Below are 22,391 nucleotides of genomic sequence, written 5' to 3'. Positions count from 1 at the left end.
CTGCAAATCGGCTGATGGTCATTCTGAAGTAAAGGGCAAGGTTGAGGGAGTTGGATTGAGATGAGTTCCAGACGACGCCACCCATTTCGATATTTCCGTGAAGGGATCCTGATCGTGCTATTTATCTCGATGCTGGGGTTGTGCATTGTCGGATTTAATCAGTCTCCGACCCCTCCTACCCAGGCTACCCAAGCGCCTCTTTATCCACAACTTGGTATGAACTTGGGCCAGGTGGTGAGCTATACCTCTCAATGGCCTTTTGTCGATGCCATGAAGCTGTCCCGCCCGTGGATCTCAGGGCGCGCAGGGGCTGCGTTTGGCGAGGGTGGCCCCCTGAAGCTGACGCCGGAAGGATGGATCGCGGCCCTTGAACCGGGGCAGTTTGCAGAGACGATTATGTTCGATAACGGTCGAGGTCATTATCCTGCGGGCCGATATACCCTCCTCTATGAGGGAGAGGGGGAGATCAGCTTTACCTTTGACAGTGCCCAGATTGTGAATCAGCAGCCCGGACGGATGCTGCTGGACATAACGCCGATGGATACCGGAATTTGGTTGAAAATTAGTCAGACCAATCCCCAAAATCCGATTCGTAATCTTCGCTTAATCCTGCCGGGACTGGAGAATGCCGATTCGCAACAACTGTTTCATCCTCTGTTTTTGGAGCGTTTGCGGCCCTTTAAGACCCTACGCTTTATGAATTGGATGGAAACCAATGGCTCTGACCTTCAAGAATGGGGCGATCGCCCGCAGGTGACCGATGCGACCCAAGCTGCCAATAAGGGGGTGGCGCTAGAGTACTTGATAGAGCTGGCGAACACGCTGCAAGCTAATCCTTGGTTTACGCTGCCCCATAAGGCCTCGGATGATTATGTTCGTCGGTTTGCCACGATGGTTCGCGATCGCTTGGATCCTGGCCTGAAAGTCTATGTGGAGTACTCCAATGAGGTATGGAATGGGGCGCCTGATTTTAGCCAACATCAATATGCTAAGGCCCAAGGGTTAGCATCGGGGCTGTCGGATGATCCCTATCAAGCGAGCCTGCGTTATTACGCTCAGCGATCGGTTGAGATTTTCAACATTTGGGAATCCGTGTTTGGCGGTCGAGATCACATCGTCAGGGTATTGGCGTCTCAGTATGTCAACCCCTGGACTGCGGAGCAGGTGTTGACTTGGAAGGATGCTTACAAATCAGCAGATGTCTATGCCATTGCCCCCTACTTCAGTGGGGAATGGGATTATTTGGAGAACTTACCCCGGTTGCTTAAGAGCTCTGAAGCCGAAATTTGGCAAAAGATGGAGGCGGAAATTAAATCCTATGGGCCGTTTATTCGGGAGAACTATACCCGCATTCGAGATGAGTTTGGCTTGGATTTAATTGCCTATGAGGGAGGACAGCATTTAACCAGTGCGGCCTTTGATCAGGAGCATGAAGAAAAGATCACTCAGCTTTTTACGTCCCTTAATCGTCATCCGCGCATGGCATCGCTGTATCAGCAATATCTCAATCAATGGAAGGAGGCAGGTGGGGGATTATTATGTCATTTTGTCGATGTTTCGCCCTATACCCGTTTTGGTAGTTGGGGGGCGTTGGAATATCAAGATCAACCTTTGGAAACCGCACCTAAATACCGGGCATTACTGGACTTTATCAAGGTGGGAGATAAAGCACGTTAGAGTCTGCATCTCTATTGAGGTGGGTCTTCTGCGGGGGGAAGGGGGATGGATTCGAAAACTGTTGCGTCTGCTTGGGGCAATTGATGGGCGAGGTCTGCGGCTTCCAATCGCTCCAGAATCGGGAAGATCTCGCTGTAGCTGCGGAAACCTAGTTGCTGTAAATCTTCTAGAGAGATGGTGTCATCCCCTAAGCTGCCTCGTTGTTCAAGTAGCATTCTGACGCGCTCTTCTTGGGCACTGAGGGCGGCTTGCTGGAGCAAAGCGGGTCTGGCTTCTTTCAGCCCAGCGTCGAGTATGTCTAGATCAATTTGCTGAGCTTCGAGATTAGCTGCTGTTGATAAGACGATATTGCCCAATCGATTGAATAGCCGGGGTTTGCCGAGGGAGGCTTGGCAAAATTTCTGGGCTGCTTCTGGGCTAAAGGGTAATACGGAGCGGGGATCGGCGACATCATCATATTTTGTACCGATGCGAACGCTGTTGAGGTAGTTGATCAACATTTGGTAGGTGGTGGGATGGTCCAATTCTTGCAGCTCTATCTGCAGGTCGAATAGACCGCGTTCACTGGTGAGTAGATCGCCCGTCATACCGTAGGGATGGCCAGTAAGCATAAACCAGGCGGGGCCTTTCAGCATACCTTGGGCATCATGCATTAAATCTCGGACGCGGCGAGGATTTTGCTTGTCTAAGTCATCAATGGCAATCAGGACGCCGCGAGGATAGTGCTGTTGAGCGCGTTCAAGCAAGGTTTCCAAGCTGACGGTGGGATATTGGGGTTTGATAATGGGCAGATCTTTTTCGCTGAGTTTGCCGCCAATGCCTAGGCTACCACTTACTTCAGCACTCCGCTCTTTTAAGGTTTTGGCAGTAGGAATGCCCATCTGATAAAGCTGTTGCTGTGCCCAGTCATCATCCGGCATGGCTCGGGCCAGGGCAATTAGAGCGGTGGTGGCGAGGTCGAGATCGGCGGGCAGGGAAATATAGGTGCTCAGCATTTCCGGTAATTGCCGCTGTAAGGTGCCCAATACTTCCAGTAAAAAAGCACTTTTGCCAATGCCGATTCGACCAAATACCAAAATGCGACGACGCTCGCGACTTTGGAATTGGTTAAAGACTTGTTTAAGTTCATTTGTCCGTCCGGTAAAAACCTGTTGCAAGGTTTGGCTTTGTAGCCCCGTTGGACTTTCAGTAAAGGGGCTATGCTCGATTCCTAGACGCTGGTAGTTATTGGCTGCCTGTTGAAATAGTTCGTCGGCACTGGTCATAAAAGGACCTCGCTTTGCTGCTGGAGGACACGTTGGGCTGCTTGGTAGACCTGATCTACTGCTGTTACGTCATCCGTTTGATTGAGCTGATTGTAAATGTCCCGAGCCGCTGATAGTTCCATCATTCCTTTTTCTAAATGTCCCTGAGACACCAACACACCGCCTAAGCCTGCGCGACTTTTGGCTATGCCGGGTGGGTCTTTGAGATGCTCAAATAGACGGAGGGCATCTCGATAGTAGAGACGGGCATTGTCCCAATCTGTCAGTAGCTCATAGGCTTGCCCCGTTTGTAGGAGGGCATGAGCATGGGCTTGCGGGTCGCCTTCTTGGCTCAGCTGTTCGAGGCTATTAAGCAGGAGTTGGAGTCCTTCCTGCCAACGTCCATCCTTGACTAGGCGGTTGCCCAAAATTGCTTGGGTTTGGGGAATGGCTTGCCAGAAATCGTGTCGGTCGTAATGTTGGGGGCTAAGAAATTGATAGGCGATACGATAGGCCTGGATAGCTTGCTCAAGGTCGTTTGGGATTTGGCGCTCCTCATAACGATGGGCTAGGGCATTGCCGAGAAAATATTGGTGACTGATAAAGTAATAGCTGCCTGGTGTGGCGACCTCTAAGGCAGTTTGTACAAGAGAAATCGCTTGATCTAGATCTTTTGGATCGTGATTTAAGCGAGAACGGTCGTAAAATGCCCTTGCTAGATTGCCTTGGGTCATTGCCCATTTTTGAGGGAAGGCTTCTCGGGTACGGACCTGCAAAGCAAGCTGGTAGGTTTGGATGGCGAGTTCCAGATTTTCGGCGCGATCGCCCCGGATGCGATCGTAGTAGGCACCAGCCAGATTCATTTGGGTCATTGCCCATTTTTGAGGGAAGGCTTCTCGGGTATGGACCTGCAAAGCAAGCTGGTAGGTTTGGATGGCGAGTTCCAGATTTTCGGCGCGATTCCCCCGGATGCGATCGTAGTAGGCACCAGCCAGATTCATTTGGGTCATTGCCCAGTCTTGAGGGAAGGCTTCTCGGGTACGGACCTGCAAAGCAAGCTGGTAGGTTTGGATGGCAAGTTCCAGATTATCGGCGCGATCACCCCGGATGCGATTTCTGTAAGCAATAGCCAAGTTATTTTGTAATGCAGCCCAATTTTGAGGAGACTGTTGCTGGGAATAGGACTGTAGGGCAATTTGATAGGCTGCAATTGCTAATTCCAAATTGATCCAGCGTATTCCTAGGGGAAATCGTTCGAGCCAATAGCCGAAGTGCCAAAATCCCCAGGCGTTCTCAGAAGTTGACTGGTGAATGGACTGAGGATTGGGTGAAAGCTTATTTTCGAGGACTTGGAGAAGCGTTTCGTTTAGCTCTTCTTGCCGTTCGGTGAGAAAGGCAAAGAAAGCGTCTCTATCTCCTGAATGATCTGCAAGATGCTGCAGTGCTGCTTGCAGAAATTGCTGCGATTGCTGCTCCAGGGGTTCGGGTCCATCTTGATCTGATTTTTGGGAATGTAACGCCATCGTTAGCCCCTCACGCAGCTAGCAATCGTTTACGTTTGTAAAAAGAAGCATTTATCTATGATCGTAATCCCTCGATTGTGCGTTCTGGCAAGCGCTTGAGGTTAGGAATTCGCTTTCGATTGAAGTGGGTGAATTGGGGTGGGGAACCCTTCTTATAGGACCAGTCGTCTCTATATCTAAAGGCTGAATGGTAGAGCCGAGGCGACAAGCGAGCGAGATCCTCGCTAGAATAAGAAAAGATTACGAAATATTAAGCAGTCGTGTACATTAATCTTCCTGTCGTTGGCAAGGTCAAGAAACCTAAGGTATGGGTAATTGGCCTTGTAAGTGCCGTTGTCCTGATCGGGGCAGTGGGAGCCCGATCTTGGGTAAGTCAGGCTTCAGATAAACCAACCTTAGAAGACTTGACCGTCAAGGTGGAGTCCAAAGATATTACCCTCAGGATTACTGCCAGCGGCACGATTACCCCTGCCAAAAGCGTTAACTTAAGCCCTAAACAAGCAGGTGTCTTAGCCAAACTGCTGGTAGAGCAAGGGGATGAGGTGGAAAAAGGGCAGGTGATTGCCCGCATGGATACCCGTGACTTAGAAGGTCAATTGATCCAAGCAAATGCCGCTGTCGCTCAGGCCAAAGCTCGGCTATCGGAGTTGCAGGCGGGCAACCGGGCTGAGGAAATCCAGCAAGCTAGGGCTCGATTGTTACGGGCGGAGGCTGAACTTGCTCGCATTGCAGGCGGTAACCAGCTAGAAACCATTGCCCAAGTGCAAAGCCAAGTCGAATCGGCAAAAGCCCGCTTAAAATTGGCCTTGACTCGTCTCAATAGTTTTGAACAGCTTTATAAAGCCGGGGCAGAAACGCGCGATCGCAGAGATGAAGCGCAAGCTGAAGCAGATACGGCCCGAGCCAATTTAGTGGAAGTGCAAAGACGCCTCCAAATTTTGCGGCGGGGTTCTCAACCTGCCGAAGTCTTAAGGGCCAAAGCCGACGTAGCCGAAGCCCGACAAGCCTACGAATTGATGAAGAAAGGGAGTCGCCCAGAAGCGATTCTGCAGGCAAAAGCAGCAGTGGCTGAAGCCCAAGGTCGTCAGCGTGTTGTTATGACGCAAGTCTCCGATACGATTATCCGCGCTCCCTTTGCGGGTATCATTACCCAAAAATTTGCCACTGAAGGGGCCTTTGTCACACCGACAACGTCAGCTTCTAGTACAACGTCGGCGACGTCGACCTCTATTGTGGCTTTAGCTCAAAAGCTAGAAGTCTTAGCGACTGTTCCTGAAATTGATATTGGTCAGGTTCGACCAGGACAGGCCGTTGAAATTCGCGCGGATGCGTTCCCGGATCAAGTGTTTAAGGGACAAGTGCGGCTAGTGTCTCCAGAAGCGATTGAAGAGCAAAACGTGACGTCTTTCCAGGTCAGGGTGAAGATTACCTCTGGACAAGACAAACTGCGTTCGGGGATGAATACAGACCTCACCTTCTTAGGGGATACCGTTGCAGACAGCATGGTGTTGCCAACAGGGCTAATCTCAACCCTAAAAGGCCAAAAAGGGGTTTATATTCCTGATGATGAAGGCAAGCCTAAGTTTCAACCCGTCACAACTGGGTCTTCTATCAAAAATCAAACTCAGATTCTGGATGGTGTAACGCCCGGCCAAAGAGTTTTTGAGAAATTCCCTGAAGGCCAAGAACCCAAAGAGCTGCAAGGGGAAGAGTAACCGTGGATATTCTCGAAAGCGTCAAAATGGCCTCAGCAACTCTGGTTGCGAACCGCTTGCGCAGTAGCTTGACCATGTTAGGGATGATTATTGGTAATGCCTCCGTGATTGCCATGATTGCCGTTGGTCAGGGAGCCCAAAAGTATGCCTCAGGACAGTTTGAATCTTTGGGACCCAACATATTGTTTATTGTCCCTGGAACGGATAAAGCTCGTCGACAGACCTTTGAGGTGCCGAAGACCCTGGTGTGGGCCGATGCAAAGGCGATTAAGGAAGCTGTATCTGCGGTTCAATCCGTGGTGCCTCAACTCCAGAACCAGTTGACCACGATTTATCAAGGGGCGAATACTAATGCCCTCGTCATGGGGACAACGGAGGACTATCCGATTGTGCGGAATCATGATGTGGCCAAAGGTCGTTTCCTTAGCCCACAAGATATCCAGCGAGGAAATTTGGTCGCCGTGTTAGGCACGGACCTGGCCGAGCGGTTGGTGGGCTCCGAGAATCCCATTGGTAAGCGTATTCGGATCAAGAATCTCAACTTTGAAGTCGTTGGCCTGATGGAAGAAAAGGGTTCATTCTTGGGAAGTAGCCAAGACGATGTAATCTTTATTCCCATTTCCACCATGGCGAATCGGGTGGTTGGGTCGACGTCTCCCTTCGGCACAGAGCTCACATTTATCTCCGTCTCAGCCAAAGACGAGGCTAGTATCCCGGCGGCTGAATTTCAGATTCGGAACTTACTCCGCATTCGTCACAAAATTATTGACGAAGATGACTTTACGGTTCGGACTCAGAAACAGGCCCTAGAGATTATTGGCAATATCAGCGGGGCCTTGACGATTATGCTCGCTGCGATTGCCAGTATCTCTTTGCTGGTGGGTGGCATTGGCATTATGAATATTATGCTGGTGTCAGTGACGGAGCGGATTCAAGAAATTGGCCTCCGCAAAGCCATTGGGGCTTCCCAATCCGATATTTTGGTCCAATTTATGATCGAAGCGATTATTCTATCCGCCGTGGGCGGTATGATTGGCACCTTCGTTGGCGTCGGTGGCACGGTGATGGTAGGCAGTCTCACTCCCTTGGAAACAGGCATTTCCGTTCCGGCTGTGATGTTGGCGGTCGGTGTCTCGGGAGGAATTGGTCTGTTCTTTGGGGTCGTTCCGGCTCGACGGGCGGCTCAGCTCGATCCAATTGTGGCGCTCCGCAGTGCTTAGGGGAAGGATAAGACGATGACATCGACACAGTCGGCTCAGGTCGTGACAGGAGGGAACGCCGACCAGGCCATTATCCGCCTTGAGCAGATTACTAAAGTTTATGGTTCGGGAGAAACCGAGGTCCGAGCCTTGGATGGGGTGGATCTGATTGTCAACCCAGGTGAATATTGTTCGATTATGGGAGCCTCTGGCTCAGGTAAGTCCACCATGATGAATATGATTGGCTGTCTGGATCGACCCACGTCCGGCCAATATTTCCTAGATGGGGTAGATGTGGCCCAACTGACGGATACTGAGCTAGCCCTTGTGCGCAACCGCAAAATTGGGTTTGTTTTTCAGCAGTTTCATTTGCTGACCCAGGTCAGTGCTTTAGAAAATGTGATGTTGCCGATGGTTTACGCTAATGTTCCGGTGAAAGAGCGAAGGGAACGCGGTAAGGCTGCTCTAGAACGAGTCGGATTAGGCGATCGCATTCACAATAAACCCACTCAACTCTCTGGCGGACAACAACAGCGGGTGGCGATCGCTCGGGCCATTGTGAATGAGCCTGTTCTGCTGCTGGCGGATGAGCCCACGGGGGCTTTGGATACCAAAACGACGAACGAGATTTTAGGTATATTCTCAACCCTAAATGCAAGTGGCATGACGGTGGTGATGGTGACCCACGAGCCAGAGGTGGCGAAGACAACCCAGCGAGTGGTTTGGTTCCGAGACGGCCAGGTGGTTCATTCTCATCTCGACCCGGAAGAGCTGCATACCACAGCGTTTTGATTAATAGGGTGTCCTCAATTCCTAGAGTTCTATAGAATTATTGATGACAAAGTTCTCAACCCAGCACTGCTCAGGAATCGATCATGACGAGTACTTCTGACTGGATCCATGATGAATTCAAGCAAGTCGGAAAGGACTATGGGTCGTCCGAAGAAGTGGCGCTGTATGACTCCAGTCATGCGAAATTTCGAGACGTTGTGGCTGAGAGTGAAGAAATTCTTGACTCTCTCTCCGTTTCGGCGGGTCAATCGTTAGTTGACATTGGGTGTGGTACGGGCATCTTTGCAATTCAGGCAGCAAAACGTGGCCTAGCCGTTACCGCATTGGATATTTCGGATGCCATGCTTTCTTGTGCAAAATCGAAAGCCGATGAAGAGGGCGTCATTGGAATACGCTTTCTGAAAGGTGGATTTCTGAATTTGCCTGAAAGTTATAGATCAGGTGGATTATGTGATCAGTTCTTTCTCTTTTCATCATTTGCCCGATTTCTGGAAATTGATTGTACTAAAGAAACTGCATTCGACAGTATCGTCTTCGGGCAAATTGTTTATTCAGGATGTTGTAATAGAGGAAGATAATTGCATCACCAATATCAACTCTTTCATCGATGCTCAAACCGAACTAGGTGGTAATTTTTTGCGGATTGATGCAATAGAACATTTTCGGGATGAATACTCTACATATTCATGGATCCTAGATCAGATGCTTGCGCATGCAGGCTTCCGCATCGATTCAAAAGAATCATCCATGGGTCTTATTTCAAGATACATATGCAGCAAGGTCGGTGGATAAAGCAATACACCGGAAATGTAATACAGCAAAATGGCAGAATCTTTGTGAAGTGAGAGAGACCTTTGATCGAAGCTCCTATGACTTTCTGTTGAGCCATTATCGTCCTCTCCCCATCCGGTCTGAAGAAGATAATGAAGCGGCCTTAAAGATAGTGGCAGAACTCTCTCGTCGAGATGATTTGACTCCAGCCGAAGAGGATCTTTTAGAGTTGCTAACCCAGTTGATTGAGCATTTTGAAGAGCAGCACTATAGTTTTCCTGAAGATATGAAGGCTGGGCCGCTGGATTTTTTATTGGAGTTAGCGCAGTCTAATGGTCTTAGGCAGGCTGACTTTGTTGGTGTGATAGGGAGTAGAGGGGTTGTATCTGAAGTGTTTAATGGAAAGCGGGGAATTTCCAATTCCAAGTCTATGGCCCGAGCATTAGGGCACAGATTCAAAATTGATCCCGGTGTTTTTCTGTAGGCCCAACAATTTTCTTCATTTTGATTCAGAGATTGTTATGAGTCCAGCAACAAACTGATTCCATGCCTGAAGGACCTGAAATTAGACGTGCTGCGGATCGGATTGCGAGTGCGATCGCAAACAAACCCCTACAAGAAGTCTGGTTCGCCTTTACCCACCTAAAAAAATACGAAACTCAGTTAGGTGCCAGTCAAATTAAACAGGTAGAAACTCGGGGCAAAGGCCTGCTGATGCACTTTGACTGCGGCCTCAGTCTCTATAGCCATAACCAGCTCTATGGCAAATGGATGGTGCGAAAAGCCTACAACTATCCCCAAACTAAGCGACAATTGCGGCTGGCTTTGCATGGTGATCGCAAATCCGCACTCCTCTACAGCGCATCAGATATTGATGTCTTGGATGCTGCAGGGATTCAGACTCATCCCTTTCTGAGTCGGGTGGGGCCAGATGTTCTCAGTTCATCTACGACAGTTGAGCAGGTGCGAGAAAGACTAAGTTGCGATCGCTTTCGACGTCGTCGCCTTACGACATTATTACTCGATCAACATTTCCTCGCTGGGTTAGGGAATTACCTGAGAAGTGAAATCTTATTTGTTGCTAGAGTTCACCCTTCCTTCAGACCCGTCGATTGTACCGATGAACAGTTGGAAAAACTGGCAGAAGCGGCTCTGATGTTGCCCAGGCAATCCTATGAAACTGGAGGCATCACCAATGATATTGCTTGGGCCGCTAAATTAAAATCTCAGGGGTATGCGCGGCGCGTGTATCGGCATTGGGTCTTTGCCAGGGCGGGTCAGCTGTGTTGGGTGTGTGCCACTCCAATCGCTAAAGACGCTCAAGGTGGACGTCGGTACTACTACTGTCCTCAATGTCAGGCAGAATAAATTTTCCCATTCTGTGAGCTAGTAACTATTGTGCGGGTGATCATTGACGCTTGAGAGAGAGGGTTGCTGGGGTGGGCGCTGATTAGATCACATCATTTGTGAACTCCGACCCTGTCGAAAAGTGTGATCGAGTACAAAGGGGTGTTGTGACCTTGCTCAAATCTTGCAGGCCCGCAATTATAGAAAATTTCAGTAGAGCCTCATTTGTAGCGCAGTGCGTGCAGAGGGTTGAAAAATGCAAAAGCAACCAGATCCATTCAAACTATCCTTCTTCCGTCAATTGATTCCGCATCGACAGATGACGTTGACGCTTTCTGAACCCAAACAGCAAGCCTACCAGCGCTTAGAAGCAGCATTCGCTGATGAAATTTTTCTAGGCGGTGGTTTTTGGCAACGGTCTCAACGGTATTGGGGACATATCAACGGCAACCAGTTTATTCTGCATGGTCCCAAAGCCTACCGCCAGTTTTGTTTTCGGACTCGAGGTTCTTTGGATAGTCAAGGAGAACAACTGGTCGTGCAGTTACTGATTCAGCTGAGCCGCCGAGACATCTATGGCTTGCTATACACCTTGATTGTTTTACTCGTTGCCCTGCCCATCGTGCTCAGTTGGTGGGGAGTCCAGCTAATGCCCCTCTATTTGGGATTTATCTACGGGATGGTGCAGTGGCACTTATCCCATTACTCCACTGAAATCAGCAAGTTGGTTGCAAATATTATCAGCGATATCCCATTGGATTCAGCTTCCTACTGATCTTTAAGCTGTTGCGGAAACTGTCGTGGCCGAGATTGCCGGAGGATGAGATTGGTGCTGATGAGTCAGGATTGATTCCACTGCATCTTTTGCAAGCGGGCGGGAAAATAAATAGCCTTGGGCATATTCGCATCCCATTTCTTGTAAATATTTCTGCTGGGTTTTCGTCTCGACCCCTTCTGCTACCACTTTCATATTGAGATTTTGACCCAGATTTACGATCGTCCGCACAATGGCGAGCCCATTGTCTTGATCCATGCGGGAAACAAAGGAATAGTCGACTTTCAAAATATCGAGGGGAAAAGCGTACAGGTAACTAAGCGAGGAATATCCTGTTCCGAAGTCGTCAATGGCTAGATGAATGCCTAGCTTTTTCAGGTTGTTCAACTGTTCTGAAATATTGGGCGCGTTACTCAGAATAACCCCTTCTGTGATCTCCAGCTTCAGGTGGTGGGCCTGCATTCCCGTTTCCTGAATGATCGCTGTAACTTTTTCACAAAATGTAGATTGCAAAAACTGATGGGCAGAGATGTTAACGTTGACCGTTAAGTCAGCGGCATTCGGATAACTGCTGAGCCAACTGGCCATTTGCTGGCAAGCTTCAGTCAACACCCACCAATCGATCGAGACCATCAGACCCGCATCCTCTGCCACAGGGATAAACTCTGAAGGCGGGATCAATCCTCGCTCAGGATGACGCCATCTTAATAACGCTTCAAACCCAACGATATTTTCAGTGTTCAGATCGACGATGGGTTGGTAGACCAAATGCAATTCGTTACTATTGATAGCCCGTTGTAAATCGGTTTCCAATTGCAGTTGACTGTTGACTTGGGCTCGCATACCTGAAGAAAATACTTCAAAGCAATTTTTGCCCTGTCTTTTGGCGCGATACATCGCAGTATCGGCGTTTTGCAACAGTTCTTCGGGGCATTGATAATCTGGACTAGAAACTGCTATGCCGATGCTTGCGCTGGTATAGACTTCATGTTCCTCTAAAGCAACCTTTGCTTTTAGGGCTTGCAGGATTCGCTGAGCAATCTGGATTGCTTCCGCTGCATCCTCAACCGTGTCTAGAAGGATTGCAAACTCATCCCCACCGAAACGAGCAATCGTATCTTGTTTACGCAGACACTGCCGTAACCGTTTAGCAACTTTGATCAGGAGTTGGTCCCCAACCCCATGACCCAAGCTGTCATTAATAATTTTGAACCGATCTAAGTCCAGAAAGAGAACCGCAAACAGGTGAGACGGTTGATGTTCACTCCTGCGAAAGGAGTGGGTTAATCGCTCCATAAACAGGACCCGGTTGGGCAACTGGGTCATTTCATCATGCTGAGCTTTGTATTCTAATTGAGCTCGGGTGGAATAATAGGCTGTGACGTCCGTTTGAGAGCCAGCGATACGGAATGCCTGATTTTGGTCATTCCGGAGGGCCAGACCTCGGCCTCTGAACCACAGATAGTCCCCGTTACGGTGGCGGAGTCTATATTCACACTCAAATTGGGGGATATCGCTTTGTAAGTGGGCTGATAGGTCCTCTGCTACCCGGTTTTGGTCTTTGGGGTGGATGCGGCTAAACCATTCGTCAGGATTGTCGCTAATATCTTCCTCGGCAAAGCCCAGCATGCTTTTCCAGCGATCGGAGAAGTAAATGGTGTTGGACTGTAAGTCCCAATCCCACAGGCCATCGTTGGCTCCTTTGGCAGCAGCGGCGTAGCGTGCCTCGCTGAGGCGGAGTTGTTGTTCTGTCCGGCGATGTTGGGTGATATCGATCAGGTAGCTACGGATCAGACCACTTTGGAGAATGCAGTAGATGGCTTGCTCATAAATTGAACTGCCAACTTCCATCTCCCGGACGACGTATTCGGATTGTTCCTGCACCAATGTCTTATACAGACCATCGGTGAGGGGGTGGCGTTTAATGGCTCTTAACTCTGGAAATTTAGTTGAGGCAGCAGGATTGATATAGGTAATATTGCCATCTAAGTCTGTCTCAATGATGGGTAAAGGGGTGAGTTCTGGAAATGAGGAGAGCCGGACAAAAGCTGAGTCGCCTTGATGTTTTTGAGCCAAACTGTCTTGTATGGCTTGGGCATTGCCAAGGGTCGCCTTATGAAAGAGTGTTGAACCCGGTGCGAGATTGGGCCGAGGTAAAGGAACGGGTAAAGATTGGACCTTGTCCTGTTCTAGGTCAATTCTGGGATCGCTGAGGCTAGAGGTAGAAATATAGGTTGCATGAATATGTTCTCCAAAGGAGATCACGTCATGATCTTGTAGGTCATGGATAAAGCATCGTTTCCCATTGACCCACAGCCCATTTTGACTACGTTTGCCGTTGAGATCACCATCAATGATGCGAAATGAATGTTGTTTGCTGTTGACATCGCAGATCCGCAGTAAAAAAGCATGATTCCGAGAGACTGTTTGGTCATCTAAAACAATGGCATTGGCTTTGTGGCGTCCAATGGTGTACGTGGCATCTTCTAAGGAAATCAGCTGTTTCTTCTGATCAAGCTCAATGGCGAGGATATGGTACGTTTGCCGATGGGGATGAATGAGCGCTTCAATGTTCCTTGCTGTTGAGGCAGCTTTCTGATCCTTGCGGCTAAACGCTATGGTGTATTCCTCTTCGGGGAGGTCTGGGGAATGAAGCATAGGAATGGTCGATTCTCTTTTGATCCGGGAGGATTGCGGCTACCACAATCTCTGGAACCCAAAGCTTGGTCTCACTTCCTGTTAGTGTTCCCATGCCAGTCAGGATTGGTGCAAATAGAGACTGGCTTGGCACAAGGTCTTTGCTAAACAATCTTGAAGAGTGGGGGGAATTTACGCCATCGGCTCTACACTCATCACAGGAATGCGGACATTACCATAGAGATAAGGTTTCATTGAGATAACCGTTATGCAGCAAGGTTCAAATGCAAACTGGCAAGTCGGGGCAATTTTTGGTATTCCCCTCTATGTGGACTCGTCTTGGTTTTTGATTTTGGCGTTAGTTACATTTGCCAATGGCCTGTCCTGGCAACAGCTCTACCCCAACTGGTTGACGGGTATAGCCTGGATTGTCGGTTTTGCTATGGCATTACTGCTGTTTGTTTCCGTGCTGTTGCATGAGTTGGGCCACAGTTTAGTGGCGCGATCGCAAGGGATTAAGGTAAATTCAATTACCCTATTCTTGTTCGGAGGAATTGCCTCTATCGATGAAGAGGCGAAAACTCCGGAGCATGCGTTTCAAGTTGCGATCGCAGGCCCGGCCGTTAGCCTCAGTCTTTTTTTCCTCCTGGGCCTTATTGCAGAGTTTGCAGCCAGTGACAGCCCAGTGCAGGTTCTGCTCCAGAGCCTCGGGGAAATCAATCTGGTTTTGGCCCTATTTAACCTAATCCCTGGATTGCCTTTGGATGGCGGTCAAATTCTCAAAGCATTGGTCTGGAAAGTCACAGGCAATCGGCTTCAGGGCGTTCGCTGGGCGGCTCGTGTGGGTCAGGCCATCGGCTGGATTGCGGTGACGGTTGGTTTAGCCTTTACCTTTCTCCTCGGACAAATCAGTGGCTTGTGGGTGACGATGTTGGGCTGGTTTGGCCTCCGCAATGCCTACACCTACGAACGGTTTACCCAGTTACAAGAGGCGCTTATTCAGCTTCAGGCCCAGGATGCGATGACCCGAGACTTCCGGGTGGTGGATGCGGAAAAATCTCTCCGCCAGTTTGCGGATAATTATCTTTTGGATACGATGCGCCGATCGGCCTATTTTGCCGCCTCTGAAGGGCGGTATCGGGGATTAGTGGATATTGATGGTCTAAGCACCATAGAGCGCAGTCAGTGGGATGTTCAGCCCGTCCAATCGGTGGTGCGGTCTTTGCAGCAAATTCCTACGGTTCGTCAGGATACGCCCATCACCGAAGTGATTGAGCGTCTAGAAACGGAACGCCTACCGTTGATAACGGTCCTATCCCCTGCCGACGCGGTTGCGGGCATTATTGATCGAGGAGATACCGTTAAGGCGTTGGCGAAAAAACTGAATTTGCCGATTTCTGAGGAAGATATTCGGCGAATTAAAGAGGAAGGCAGTTATCCCTCTTCTCTTCAGCTTCCAGCCATCGCCCGCTCAGTGATGGCTGATGGGATAGCCTTAGAGCCCACGCCAGAAACTAGCTCCCACTAGCTATATCCCTGATTTATTATCCCTGATTTATTGACGAGAGCTCTAGCTGACGAATCGCTTCTAATTCGGTTGGGGAAAGGGGCTGACAGGTGAATGTCGCCCTGAAGCAGGTCTTGGCTGCCTCAATCATTGCGTCGATAATGTCTGGCGTGGATAGTTTGGCAAGCTCGGTATTCCCTTGAGGAGGTAACTCTGGCCCAAATACTCGTTGGGCCAGGTCGGGGTTGGGGACTAAGCGCATGGAGCCATGTTGTAAGACGGTTTGCCCCTGCCAAGCCTGAGCACTACCGATAAATTTGTAGCCATTGTCTAAGACGAGATCTGCATCCGTTGCGGTTGCGAAGCAGTTGGCCTTGTGGGTGTAATTGCGACGAGGCTCACCAAAGTGGAGTCTAACCCCCAGATATTGCCAACCCTGAATCAGAAATTGGCAAAGCTCTGCGTAGGCTTGACGGCGGTTCCGATGGGAATACGGGAGTGCGATCGCATACGTCAAATCCCCTGCATGCAAAACCGTCCGACCCCCGGTTGGTCGTCGCACTAAATCAATAGGACTGCCCTGCCAAATTAAGTCTTGCCAATGTTGAGGCCATGTTGACTGGTTGCGACCCAACGAAATTGCCGCTGGTGTCCATTGATAAAACCGCAGTGTGGGGGAATGGTTATCTTGATGGCATTGCTCAAGCAACCATTGATCAATTGCCATCTGGGTTGCCCCATCTGTATTCAGATAAGGGATTAATCGCCAATCCAAAATTAGACAGTCGCTGCAGGAAATTCAGCCTGTAACCCTTCATCGTGATCATCGGCAATGGTCGCCACCAAGGTAATGAGGTGGGAAATCTCACCCGGAGATAAATCAGCCACTGAACGACTCGTGACAGCAACCACCTGCTGGTTGAACATACTGAAGTGGGCCTCAAAAGTACTCAACCAGTTCAATTCCAATAACTTTTGCATCAGTTGAGTCTCATTTTGGACCGGGAGCTGCAAAACTGGGGACCAAACCGTAAAGGAGTCATCCTCTGAGCTGCCCGTCAATTGAATGAACACATCCACAGAGCCGTACTTGAACTTCCAAATGTGTCCGTCTGCAGAAGCATTGACCAAAACGTTATTATGCTGGTCCAGGCTAGAAATAACCGTCTCGATAATATCCGTATAGTTAAGGGTTTCGTCTTCGTTTGACATATCAGGATTAGTCTCAGTTTTATAGCTCATCATAGACAAAGTATGTGAGATTTACAGATGGGCGAGCTGGCCGAAAGTACGTTCAACTTATACAGAGTGGACTTAGGAGCGTTGGTAGAAAGTCTTTGACAACGCAATACTTTCTTCAACAACAGTCTCCGCAAATGTCCATCTTCACTAGGGTGAGAATGCATAACGCTCTCTATCTTGCCCTAATGGTGAGCGAAAATAGACATCCTATAGAGAAAGATTTAATTTACTCAATCTAGTTTGAATCCTTACTGTGACAGCTTGTATCTGTCTTCATTATTGGATGTGAGCATCTATAGGGAGATAGCCAGGGAAGAGCAAAAAGTGATTAAGCTGCTTACGGCTATGCAAAGCCTATCACTAGGAAGCACTAAGGATAGAAAATGCATTCCTGATCATTGGAAAGAGGCGCTTAAACTGGCAACTATTGATAGATGAGATTGAACCTTGATGAGAAGGGCATGAAGAAAGTCAAGGCGGACCTTAAGCAACTTCAATGTCCCTTCTGCGTCAGATCTGCTAGAACAAAGTCATGCCGTTGACTTTACAAAATGTTATAGTTTCTGCCAAGGATTTCTTGCAGGAATGTGGTTTTGAGGAGTTGAATCTATGTCGATTAGTCTAAAAGAGGCCATTGAGGTTGGCACCTATATTGTCACTCAACGAATGAAAGGCCGAAAGCGCTTCCCATTAGTTCTGATGTTAGAGCCACTATTTCGCTGTAACTTAGCTTGCTCCGGTTGTGGGAAGATTCAACATCCTCCTGAGATTCTTCGCCAGCACCTTTCCCCAGAAGATTGTTTTGCAGCGGTGGAAGAATGTGGGGTGCCTGTGGTTTCCATTCCCGGGGGTGAACCCTTACTCCATCCCCAAATAGAAGACATCGTGGCTGGGTTAGTGGCTCGCCGCAAGTTTGTTTATCTATGCAGTAACGCCATATTGTTGGAGAAAAACCTCCATAAGTTTAAGCCTTCTCCCTATTTGACCTTCAGTATTCACCTGGATGGTCTCAAGGAACAACATGATCATTGTGTTAATCGAGAAGGCGTGTTTGATGTTGCAGTAGCAGCGATCAAAGCCGCGAAGGCCAAAGGATTTCGGGTTACCACTAATACGACCGTATTTGACGGCACCGATCCCAACGAGATGCATAAGTTCTTTGATTTTGTTAGTTCTCTGGGTGTGGATGGGATGATGATATCGCCAGGCTATAGCTATGAGTGGGCACCTGATCAAGATCACTTCCTGAAGCGTGAACAAACCAGAGCCTTGTTCCGCCGAGTTTTAGCTCCGTTTCGCTCAGGTCAGAAAAAGTGGAACTTTAATCACAATCCCTTATTCTTAGATTTCTTAACGGGCGAAAAGGATTATGAGTGTACGCCCTGGGGAAGCCCTAGCTTCAGTGTTTTAGGATGGCAAAAACCCTGCTATTTGTTGAATGAAGGACACTACAAAACATTTCAAGAGCTGTTAGATAATACGGACTGGGATCAGTATGGTCGGGCGAGTGGTAATCCCAAGTGTCAAGACTGTATGGTGCATTGTGGTTTTGAACCTACTGCTGCTGTAGATGCACTTCAACCCAATAATATGGGCCGAGCTGTTGCGGGTTTGTTTGGATAAGTTGCGGAAACTATGACTGCGAAAGTAGAAATTTATACTTGGGCTGCCTGCCCATTTTGCATTCAGGCTAAACGGCTGCTGGATAGCAAGAACGTTGATTTTACTGAATATGGGATTGATGGGGATGAGATGGCTCGCTCTAAAATGGCTAAACGGGCCAACGGGCGGCGCTCGCTACCCCAGATCTTCATCGATGATCAGCATATTGGTGGTTGTGATGACCTCTATGCGCTAGAGGGTCAGGGTAAACTAGATCCGCTGTTGCAAACTTAAGGTGCGGCGTGAAGCTAGCATTTATCATTGATCCCATTTCTGCCTTGGATCCTGGGCATGATACCAGCGTTGCTCTGATGGAAGCTGCGCAAGCGGCTGGCCATGAAGTTTGGGTTACCCAGTTTGAGCAACTCAGCGTGATGGAGGGACAGGCATGGGCCACCTTGAGGCCCGTCACGCTTAAACCGGTTCAGCTAGTGGACGGGTTGTGGGTTGCGGCCAATGATTGGTTTGATTTGGGAGAGGCTCAGTTTCAGCCCTTGGTGAATATGGACGCGGTTTGGATGCGAAAAGATCCACCCGTTACCGTTGCATACTTGTATGCCACCTACCTGTTGGACTATGTAGATCCACAATCCACCATCTTAATCAATCACCCTCGAGGGCTAAGAGCTGCCAATGAGAAAATGTATGCTTTACAGTTCCAAGAGGCTATTCCTGAAACAATTGTTAGCCAGGACAAGAGCGTTATCCTCAAATTTGTGCAAGAGAAAGAGATTGCAGTTTTGAAACCGTTAGGGGGCAAAGCTGGAGAAGGGATCCTATTACTCCAGGCAGCGGACCGTAACCTTAATTCTTTAATTGAGATCAGTACTCGTCGAGGGCAAGAGCCAGTCATGGTTCAGATGTATTTGCCAGAGGCTCAGCAGGGAGATAAGCGTATTATCTTGTTAGATGGCGAGCCCATTGGTGCGGTGAATCGAGTGCCCAGAGGGCAAGAGTTTAGGGGCAATATGGCAACAGGTGGTCGAGTGGTTCAAGCCCAAATCACTGATCGAGAGCAAGGGATTTGCAATCAGCTTTCCCCCGTTTTAAAACGAGATGGTTTGATGTTTGTCGGGATCGATATCATTGGTGGATATTTGACGGAAGTGAACGTGACCAGCCCGACTGGAATTCGTGAAATAGATCGCTTAGATAGTACGTCTTTAGGCGAAAAGGTGATGCATTGGTTGGTGACTGCTAAACAAGATCTCTTACATTTAGCTACTTGAATGAATAAACCCACTGTGTTGGTAACTGGGGGGGCCGGTTACATTGGTTCTCATACCGTCTTGGCTTTGCAAGAAGCAGGCTATACCGTGGCCGTTCTCGATAATCTAGTCTATGGTCACCGGGATCTGGTTGAGTCTGTCTTACAAGTTGAGTTGATTCGGGGCGATATTTGCGATCGCACCCTCCTAGACCAAATTTTTTCCCAACATGACATTGCTGCAGTGATTCATTTTGCTGCCTATGCTTACGTCGGCGAATCTGTCGAAGATCCAGCCAAGTACTACCGAAATAACGTGTTAGGGACCTTAACGCTGCTAGAAGCGATGCTGGCGGCCAAGGTTTCTAACTTTGTGTTCTCCTCCACCTGTGCCTCCTATGGCAATCCCAAGCAAATTCCTATCCCCGAAGAGCATCCACAGGATCCCATTAACCCCTATGGGATGACTAAGTTTATGGTGGAGAAGATCCTCACAGATTTTGATCAAGCTTATGGTCTGAGATCAGTGCGGTTTCGGTATTTCAACGCTGCAGGGGCCGATCCAGACGGCCGCCTCGGGGAAGATCACAATCCGGAGACCCATTTAATTCCCCTTGTGTTGATGACCGCCCTCGGCAAACGAGAAAACATCACCATTTTTGGTACCGACTATAAAACTTCAGATGGAACCTGCGTTCGGGACTATATCCATGTTACCGATCTCGCCCAAGCTCACGTCCTGGGATTGGAATATCTGTTATCCGGTGGCGAAACCAGCGTCTTTAACCTAGGTAATGGTGATGGATTTTCCGTTCGAGAAGTTATTGATATGGCCAAAAAAGTGACTGGGCTGCCCATCCCCGTGGTAGAAGGCTACCGACGAGCTGGCGACCCTGCCATCCTCATTGGCAGTGCCGCCAAGGCCCGTAAAATCTTAAACTGGCAGCCGCAATACGCCGATCTAGAAAAGATCATCACTCACGCTTGGCAGTGGCATCAAAAACGGCATGCCTAAGCAGCTCTTCTTGGGGCTGCACAAGACTTGGCAAACTTCAGAGAGAGAGAATTAAGGAAGTTCTACTTGTGTCTGCACCGTTAGCACTTGAGGTGGGGTGGAATCCGGGGGATAGAGAAAATCCACCTGAACTAGGCGAATATCTTGGGGCGCAATGTCCAGATTCACCAAAGCTTGGGCAGGTTCCCCGCGATGCTGGACGAAATGCACATAGCGAGTCTGAGGACGCCCCTGGTCATCCTGATAACGGGCTCTTACGGTCCCCCGAAAGAAGACCTGTTTAGCAGGGGGCTCGAAAAATTGGAGATTCCCCTCACTTTGATCGTTCTTGATCGGCGTTTGAATCGTAATCGTCACTTTTTTCGCCTGGTCGGTGGGATTGTGGAGCGGCAAATTTAAACTGTATTGAATCCCGTAGTTACCATGGGCGGCATAAGCCGTATCTGGGTAGCGGACAATCATCGGTGCACTTTGAACTTGCTCAGTCCCAAAAGCACCCCGATCCACACTACTCAAGACATAGGAAAAAGCCTTACCTGCCTCCGGAATCTTGAGAGTATAGCCCTTGGAATCAGGATCGGTAATCTGAGCCCGCCACTTTGAGCCTTTAGCAACCCCGGCAACTCGCCCGTAGATCAGCTGTCCCGGTTGTCCCGGTGGCGTTGGCGTTTTATCTCTGGGGCCAGATAACTTACCTTCCTGCAGTAGCTTCTCCCATTCCGCCAAGGTTGGTGCGCGCTCCTCCCCTTTGCCATCGGTGGGCGCGAACATGGCCAGACTCGCAGCATAAACTTTCCCCGTACTCCTTAGCCTGGCCAGCGTTGATCGACCATTGATAGGTGGGTCTAATTCCTTCACTGGGATCGGGACATTTAACAGCATCCGACTTTCACCTGCAGGAATCACAATCTGGGCAGGCCAACTGTCTTGTCGTTTACCTCGTAAGACATCATCCATGGCTCGGCCTCCAGGACCTGCATATACGGTCCCTTTAGGATTGGGTAAATAGTTATCTAAGGGAATAAACGGAGCGTCAGGCTGACTTAAGTAACTCGCTGCCTGGAGTACATTCACAGTCACAGACGCTTGACCCGGATTATGCAAAAGCACCCCCATATATAAGGTTTTTAAGTCATCGGGGCCTGTGGCCTTGGCAATATGATGGGCAAACACATCGAATCGCCCCTGCAAAGGCTGATCGAGGTGGGCAGAGGGGACCGCTTTATCTTTACTTGGAAAAGTAGAGAGCAAGATTCCCTCCGTTTGGACGACCTCAGGACTATTGCTGTTAAACACCATCACTGAATCAAGCTGGCCTGGGAGCGCTCGCACTTCTTGCGGTTGGACAACAATCTCGGGTTGAGCTGGTGCAGAGGACTGAGCGACAAGTAGAGCAGAGATCAGGGACAACATAGACAAAAACCAAATAGAGGTAGCACAAACAAGAAAATCTTACTGGTAGATGACGACTCCCAGATAGTTTAGGGTCCATGCTTAGCCATCCACAGCAAAGGAAGAAGCTGTGAACTGAACATTTAGAGAATAGCTAAGGCGATGTGTGACTTTACCTAAAAGTATTGGTACTCCGTCGTTGCTGATCACAGCATTTAGCCGGAGTGAACGAAAAATCAATGCTTACAGGTATTTAGTTGCACATCCCCTTAACTGGGTGGACTGAAAGCAGGTCATCAAGCTGAAGGACGTAAATACAAATTCTGAATTGCCAAGATTGACAGCGTGGAGATAGGCCGCTAGGAGCAGGCGGAATGACTTATTGACTAGGGCATAGAGGGGCACCAAAACTTTTTTCAGAAAAAGCTTGACATGACTATTTAGCATTGTTATATTGGTCAAGCGCTCGAAAAGAGGCACGCCTCCAGAAAGCGCCCCGAACCTAGACAAATCAATAGTTTGAAAGATTTAAGACAATCATCCTCGTCGGAGTTTCTAGCAGTAAAAAGTTCGCTTTTCTCTTTCTAGTTAACTTCAACTTAATATAATTTCAGTACAAATTCTCACATGGAGAGTTTGATCCTGGCTCAGGATGAACGCTGGCGGTATGCTTAACACATGCAAGT

General features: G+C 48.9%; 19 protein-coding genes and 1 rRNA gene. 14 read left to right on the top strand and 6 right to left on the bottom strand.

Annotation, left to right across the window (positions count from 1 at the left end; translation table 11 throughout):
- Window positions 1-60 precede the first annotated feature (60 nt).
- Window positions 61-1,677: a hypothetical protein gene (locus Q0991_RS00760; RefSeq protein WP_299484597.1), complete on the top strand. Its 1,617-nt coding sequence runs from the start codon at window positions 61-63 to the stop codon at window positions 1,675-1,677.
- A gap of 11 nt (window positions 1,678-1,688) precedes the next feature.
- Here Q0991_RS00760 and Q0991_RS00755 read toward each other — a convergent pair whose 3' ends face one another.
- Both Q0991_RS00755 and Q0991_RS00750 read right to left on the bottom strand, forming a co-directional pair.
- Window positions 1,689-2,942 carry an ATP-binding protein gene (locus Q0991_RS00755; protein WP_299484596.1) on the bottom strand — a complete coding sequence of 418 codons (1,254 nt, stop codon included), beginning with the start codon at window positions 2,940-2,942 and terminating at the stop codon, window positions 1,689-1,691.
- Window positions 2,939-4,444: a tetratricopeptide repeat protein gene (locus tag Q0991_RS00750; protein ID WP_299484594.1), complete on the bottom strand. Its 1,506-nt coding sequence runs from the start codon at window positions 4,442-4,444 to the stop codon at window positions 2,939-2,941. Before Q0991_RS00750 ends, Q0991_RS00755 begins: the two co-directional genes overlap by 4 nt.
- 260 nt (window positions 4,445-4,704) lie before the next feature.
- Between Q0991_RS00750 and Q0991_RS00745 the strand changes: the two genes are divergently transcribed.
- The 7 genes from Q0991_RS00745 (at window position 4,705) to Q0991_RS00715 (ending at window position 11,043) form a co-directional block, all read left to right on the top strand.
- Entirely contained in the window at window positions 4,705-6,159 is a 1,455-nt protein-coding gene (locus Q0991_RS00745; RefSeq protein ID WP_299484592.1) for an efflux RND transporter periplasmic adaptor subunit, read from the top strand.
- A gap of 2 nt (window positions 6,160-6,161) precedes the next feature.
- Window positions 6,162-7,379 (top strand): ABC transporter permease, encoded by a 1,218-nt coding sequence (locus tag Q0991_RS00740; protein ID WP_299484590.1) that lies wholly within the window; start codon window positions 6,162-6,164, stop codon window positions 7,377-7,379.
- A 15-nt stretch (window positions 7,380-7,394) separates the two neighbouring features.
- Window positions 7,395-8,150: an ABC transporter ATP-binding protein gene (locus Q0991_RS00735; protein ID WP_299484588.1), complete on the top strand. Its 756-nt coding sequence runs from the start codon at window positions 7,395-7,397 to the stop codon at window positions 8,148-8,150.
- Window positions 8,151-8,233: 83 nt separating this feature from the next.
- Window positions 8,234-8,728 carry a methyltransferase domain-containing protein gene (locus Q0991_RS00730; protein ID WP_299484587.1) on the top strand — a complete coding sequence of 165 codons (495 nt, stop codon included), beginning with the start codon at window positions 8,234-8,236 and terminating at the stop codon, window positions 8,726-8,728.
- A gap of 206 nt (window positions 8,729-8,934) precedes the next feature.
- The gene (locus Q0991_RS00725) at window positions 8,935-9,405 is read left to right on the top strand and encodes a transcriptional regulator (RefSeq protein ID WP_299484585.1); all 471 of its coding nucleotides are present in this window, start codon (window positions 8,935-8,937) and stop codon (window positions 9,403-9,405) included.
- A 62-nt stretch (window positions 9,406-9,467) separates the two neighbouring features.
- The gene (gene nei, locus Q0991_RS00720) at window positions 9,468-10,289 is read left to right on the top strand and encodes an endonuclease VIII (RefSeq protein ID WP_299484583.1); all 822 of its coding nucleotides are present in this window, start codon (window positions 9,468-9,470) and stop codon (window positions 10,287-10,289) included.
- Between the two features lie 235 nt (window positions 10,290-10,524).
- A complete protein-coding gene (locus Q0991_RS00715) occupies window positions 10,525-11,043 on the top strand; it encodes a hypothetical protein (RefSeq protein WP_299484581.1) in 519 nt (172 codons plus the stop codon).
- A 3-nt stretch (window positions 11,044-11,046) separates the two neighbouring features.
- Here the strand turns inward: Q0991_RS00715 and Q0991_RS00710 are convergent, their stop codons facing one another.
- Window positions 11,047-13,701: an EAL domain-containing protein gene (locus tag Q0991_RS00710; protein WP_299484580.1), complete on the bottom strand. Its 2,655-nt coding sequence runs from the start codon at window positions 13,699-13,701 to the stop codon at window positions 11,047-11,049.
- 247 nt (window positions 13,702-13,948) lie between these two features.
- On the opposite strand from Q0991_RS00710, the gene Q0991_RS00705 reads away from it, so the two are divergent.
- Window positions 13,949-15,208 carry a site-2 protease family protein gene (locus Q0991_RS00705; protein ID WP_299484579.1) on the top strand — a complete coding sequence of 420 codons (1,260 nt, stop codon included), beginning with the start codon at window positions 13,949-13,951 and terminating at the stop codon, window positions 15,206-15,208.
- 16 nt (window positions 15,209-15,224) lie between these two features.
- Here the strand turns inward: Q0991_RS00705 and Q0991_RS00700 are convergent, their stop codons facing one another.
- Window positions 15,225-15,914 (bottom strand): lipoate--protein ligase family protein, encoded by a 690-nt coding sequence (locus tag Q0991_RS00700; protein ID WP_299484578.1) that lies wholly within the window; start codon window positions 15,912-15,914, stop codon window positions 15,225-15,227.
- 50 nt (window positions 15,915-15,964) lie between these two features.
- Window positions 15,965-16,399: a YbjN domain-containing protein gene (locus tag Q0991_RS00695; protein ID WP_299484577.1), complete on the bottom strand. Its 435-nt coding sequence runs from the start codon at window positions 16,397-16,399 to the stop codon at window positions 15,965-15,967.
- A gap of 639 nt (window positions 16,400-17,038) precedes the next feature.
- On the opposite strand from Q0991_RS00695, the gene hpnH reads away from it, so the two are divergent.
- The 4 genes from hpnH to galE are packed head-to-tail and all read left to right on the top strand — an operon-like array spanning window position 17,039 to window position 20,313.
- A complete protein-coding gene (gene hpnH / locus Q0991_RS00690; RefSeq protein ID WP_299484576.1) occupies window positions 17,039-18,052 on the top strand; it encodes an adenosyl-hopene transferase HpnH in 1,014 nt (337 codons plus the stop codon).
- A 12-nt stretch (window positions 18,053-18,064) separates the two neighbouring features.
- Complete coding sequence (gene grxC, locus Q0991_RS00685; RefSeq protein ID WP_299484575.1) at window positions 18,065-18,325, top strand: glutaredoxin 3; 261 nt, start codon at window positions 18,065-18,067, stop codon at window positions 18,323-18,325.
- Window positions 18,326-18,333: 8 nt separating this feature from the next.
- On the top strand, window positions 18,334-19,320 hold the full coding sequence (gshB, locus tag Q0991_RS00680) for a glutathione synthase (protein WP_299484574.1): 987 nt from the start codon (window positions 18,334-18,336) through the stop codon (window positions 19,318-19,320).
- Window positions 19,321-20,313 carry a UDP-glucose 4-epimerase GalE gene (gene galE / locus Q0991_RS00675; RefSeq protein WP_299484573.1) on the top strand — a complete coding sequence of 331 codons (993 nt, stop codon included), beginning with the start codon at window positions 19,321-19,323 and terminating at the stop codon, window positions 20,311-20,313.
- Between the two features lie 51 nt (window positions 20,314-20,364).
- Here galE and Q0991_RS00670 read toward each other — a convergent pair whose 3' ends face one another.
- A complete protein-coding gene (locus tag Q0991_RS00670; RefSeq protein ID WP_299484572.1) occupies window positions 20,365-21,726 on the bottom strand; it encodes a DUF3370 domain-containing protein in 1,362 nt (453 codons plus the stop codon).
- A gap of 603 nt (window positions 21,727-22,329) precedes the next feature.
- On the opposite strand from Q0991_RS00670, the gene Q0991_RS00665 reads away from it, so the two are divergent.
- Window positions 22,330-22,391: ribosomal RNA gene (locus Q0991_RS00665) — 16S ribosomal RNA — on the top strand; the annotation flags it as partial.

It is taken from the genome of Acaryochloris sp. IP29b_bin.137, from assembly GCF_028285745.1.
GTDB lineage: Bacteria > Cyanobacteriota > Cyanobacteriia > Thermosynechococcales > Thermosynechococcaceae > Acaryochloris.
Note: the sequence above shows the minus strand (reverse complement) of the source record. Positions and strands in the feature narration are given on the sequence as shown.

Bases quoted from the DNA above. Each gene is read 5' to 3' on its own strand.
- Q0991_RS00760 (WP_299484597.1), top strand. From the start codon at position 61: ATGAGTTCCAGACGACGCCACCCATTTCGATATTTCCGTGAAGGGATC.
- Q0991_RS00705 (WP_299484579.1), top strand. From the start codon at position 13,949: ATGCAGCAAGGTTCAAATGCAAACTGGCAAGTCGGGGCAATTTTTGGT.
- Q0991_RS00755 (WP_299484596.1), bottom strand. From the start codon at position 2,942: ATGACCAGTGCCGACGAACTATTTCAACAGGCAGCCAATAACTACCAG.
- Q0991_RS00735 (WP_299484588.1), top strand. From the start codon at position 7,395: ATGACATCGACACAGTCGGCTCAGGTCGTGACAGGAGGGAACGCCGAC.
- Q0991_RS00750 (WP_299484594.1), bottom strand. From the start codon at position 4,444: ATGGCGTTACATTCCCAAAAATCAGATCAAGATGGACCCGAACCCCTG.
- Q0991_RS00730 (WP_299484587.1), top strand. From the start codon at position 8,234: ATGACGAGTACTTCTGACTGGATCCATGATGAATTCAAGCAAGTCGGA.
- Q0991_RS00670 (WP_299484572.1), bottom strand. From the start codon at position 21,726: ATGTTGTCCCTGATCTCTGCTCTACTTGTCGCTCAGTCCTCTGCACCA.
- Q0991_RS00700 (WP_299484578.1), bottom strand. From the start codon at position 15,914: ATGGCAATTGATCAATGGTTGCTTGAGCAATGCCATCAAGATAACCAT.
- Q0991_RS00710 (WP_299484580.1), bottom strand. From the start codon at position 13,701: ATGCTTCATTCCCCAGACCTCCCCGAAGAGGAATACACCATAGCGTTT.
- Q0991_RS00695 (WP_299484577.1), bottom strand. From the start codon at position 16,399: ATGTCAAACGAAGACGAAACCCTTAACTATACGGATATTATCGAGACG.
- hpnH (WP_299484576.1), top strand. From the start codon at position 17,039: ATGTCGATTAGTCTAAAAGAGGCCATTGAGGTTGGCACCTATATTGTC.
- nei (WP_299484583.1), top strand. From the start codon at position 9,468: ATGCCTGAAGGACCTGAAATTAGACGTGCTGCGGATCGGATTGCGAGT.
- grxC (WP_299484575.1), top strand. From the start codon at position 18,065: ATGACTGCGAAAGTAGAAATTTATACTTGGGCTGCCTGCCCATTTTGC.
- Q0991_RS00715 (WP_299484581.1), top strand. From the start codon at position 10,525: ATGCAAAAGCAACCAGATCCATTCAAACTATCCTTCTTCCGTCAATTG.
- galE (WP_299484573.1), top strand. From the start codon at position 19,321: ATGAATAAACCCACTGTGTTGGTAACTGGGGGGGCCGGTTACATTGGT.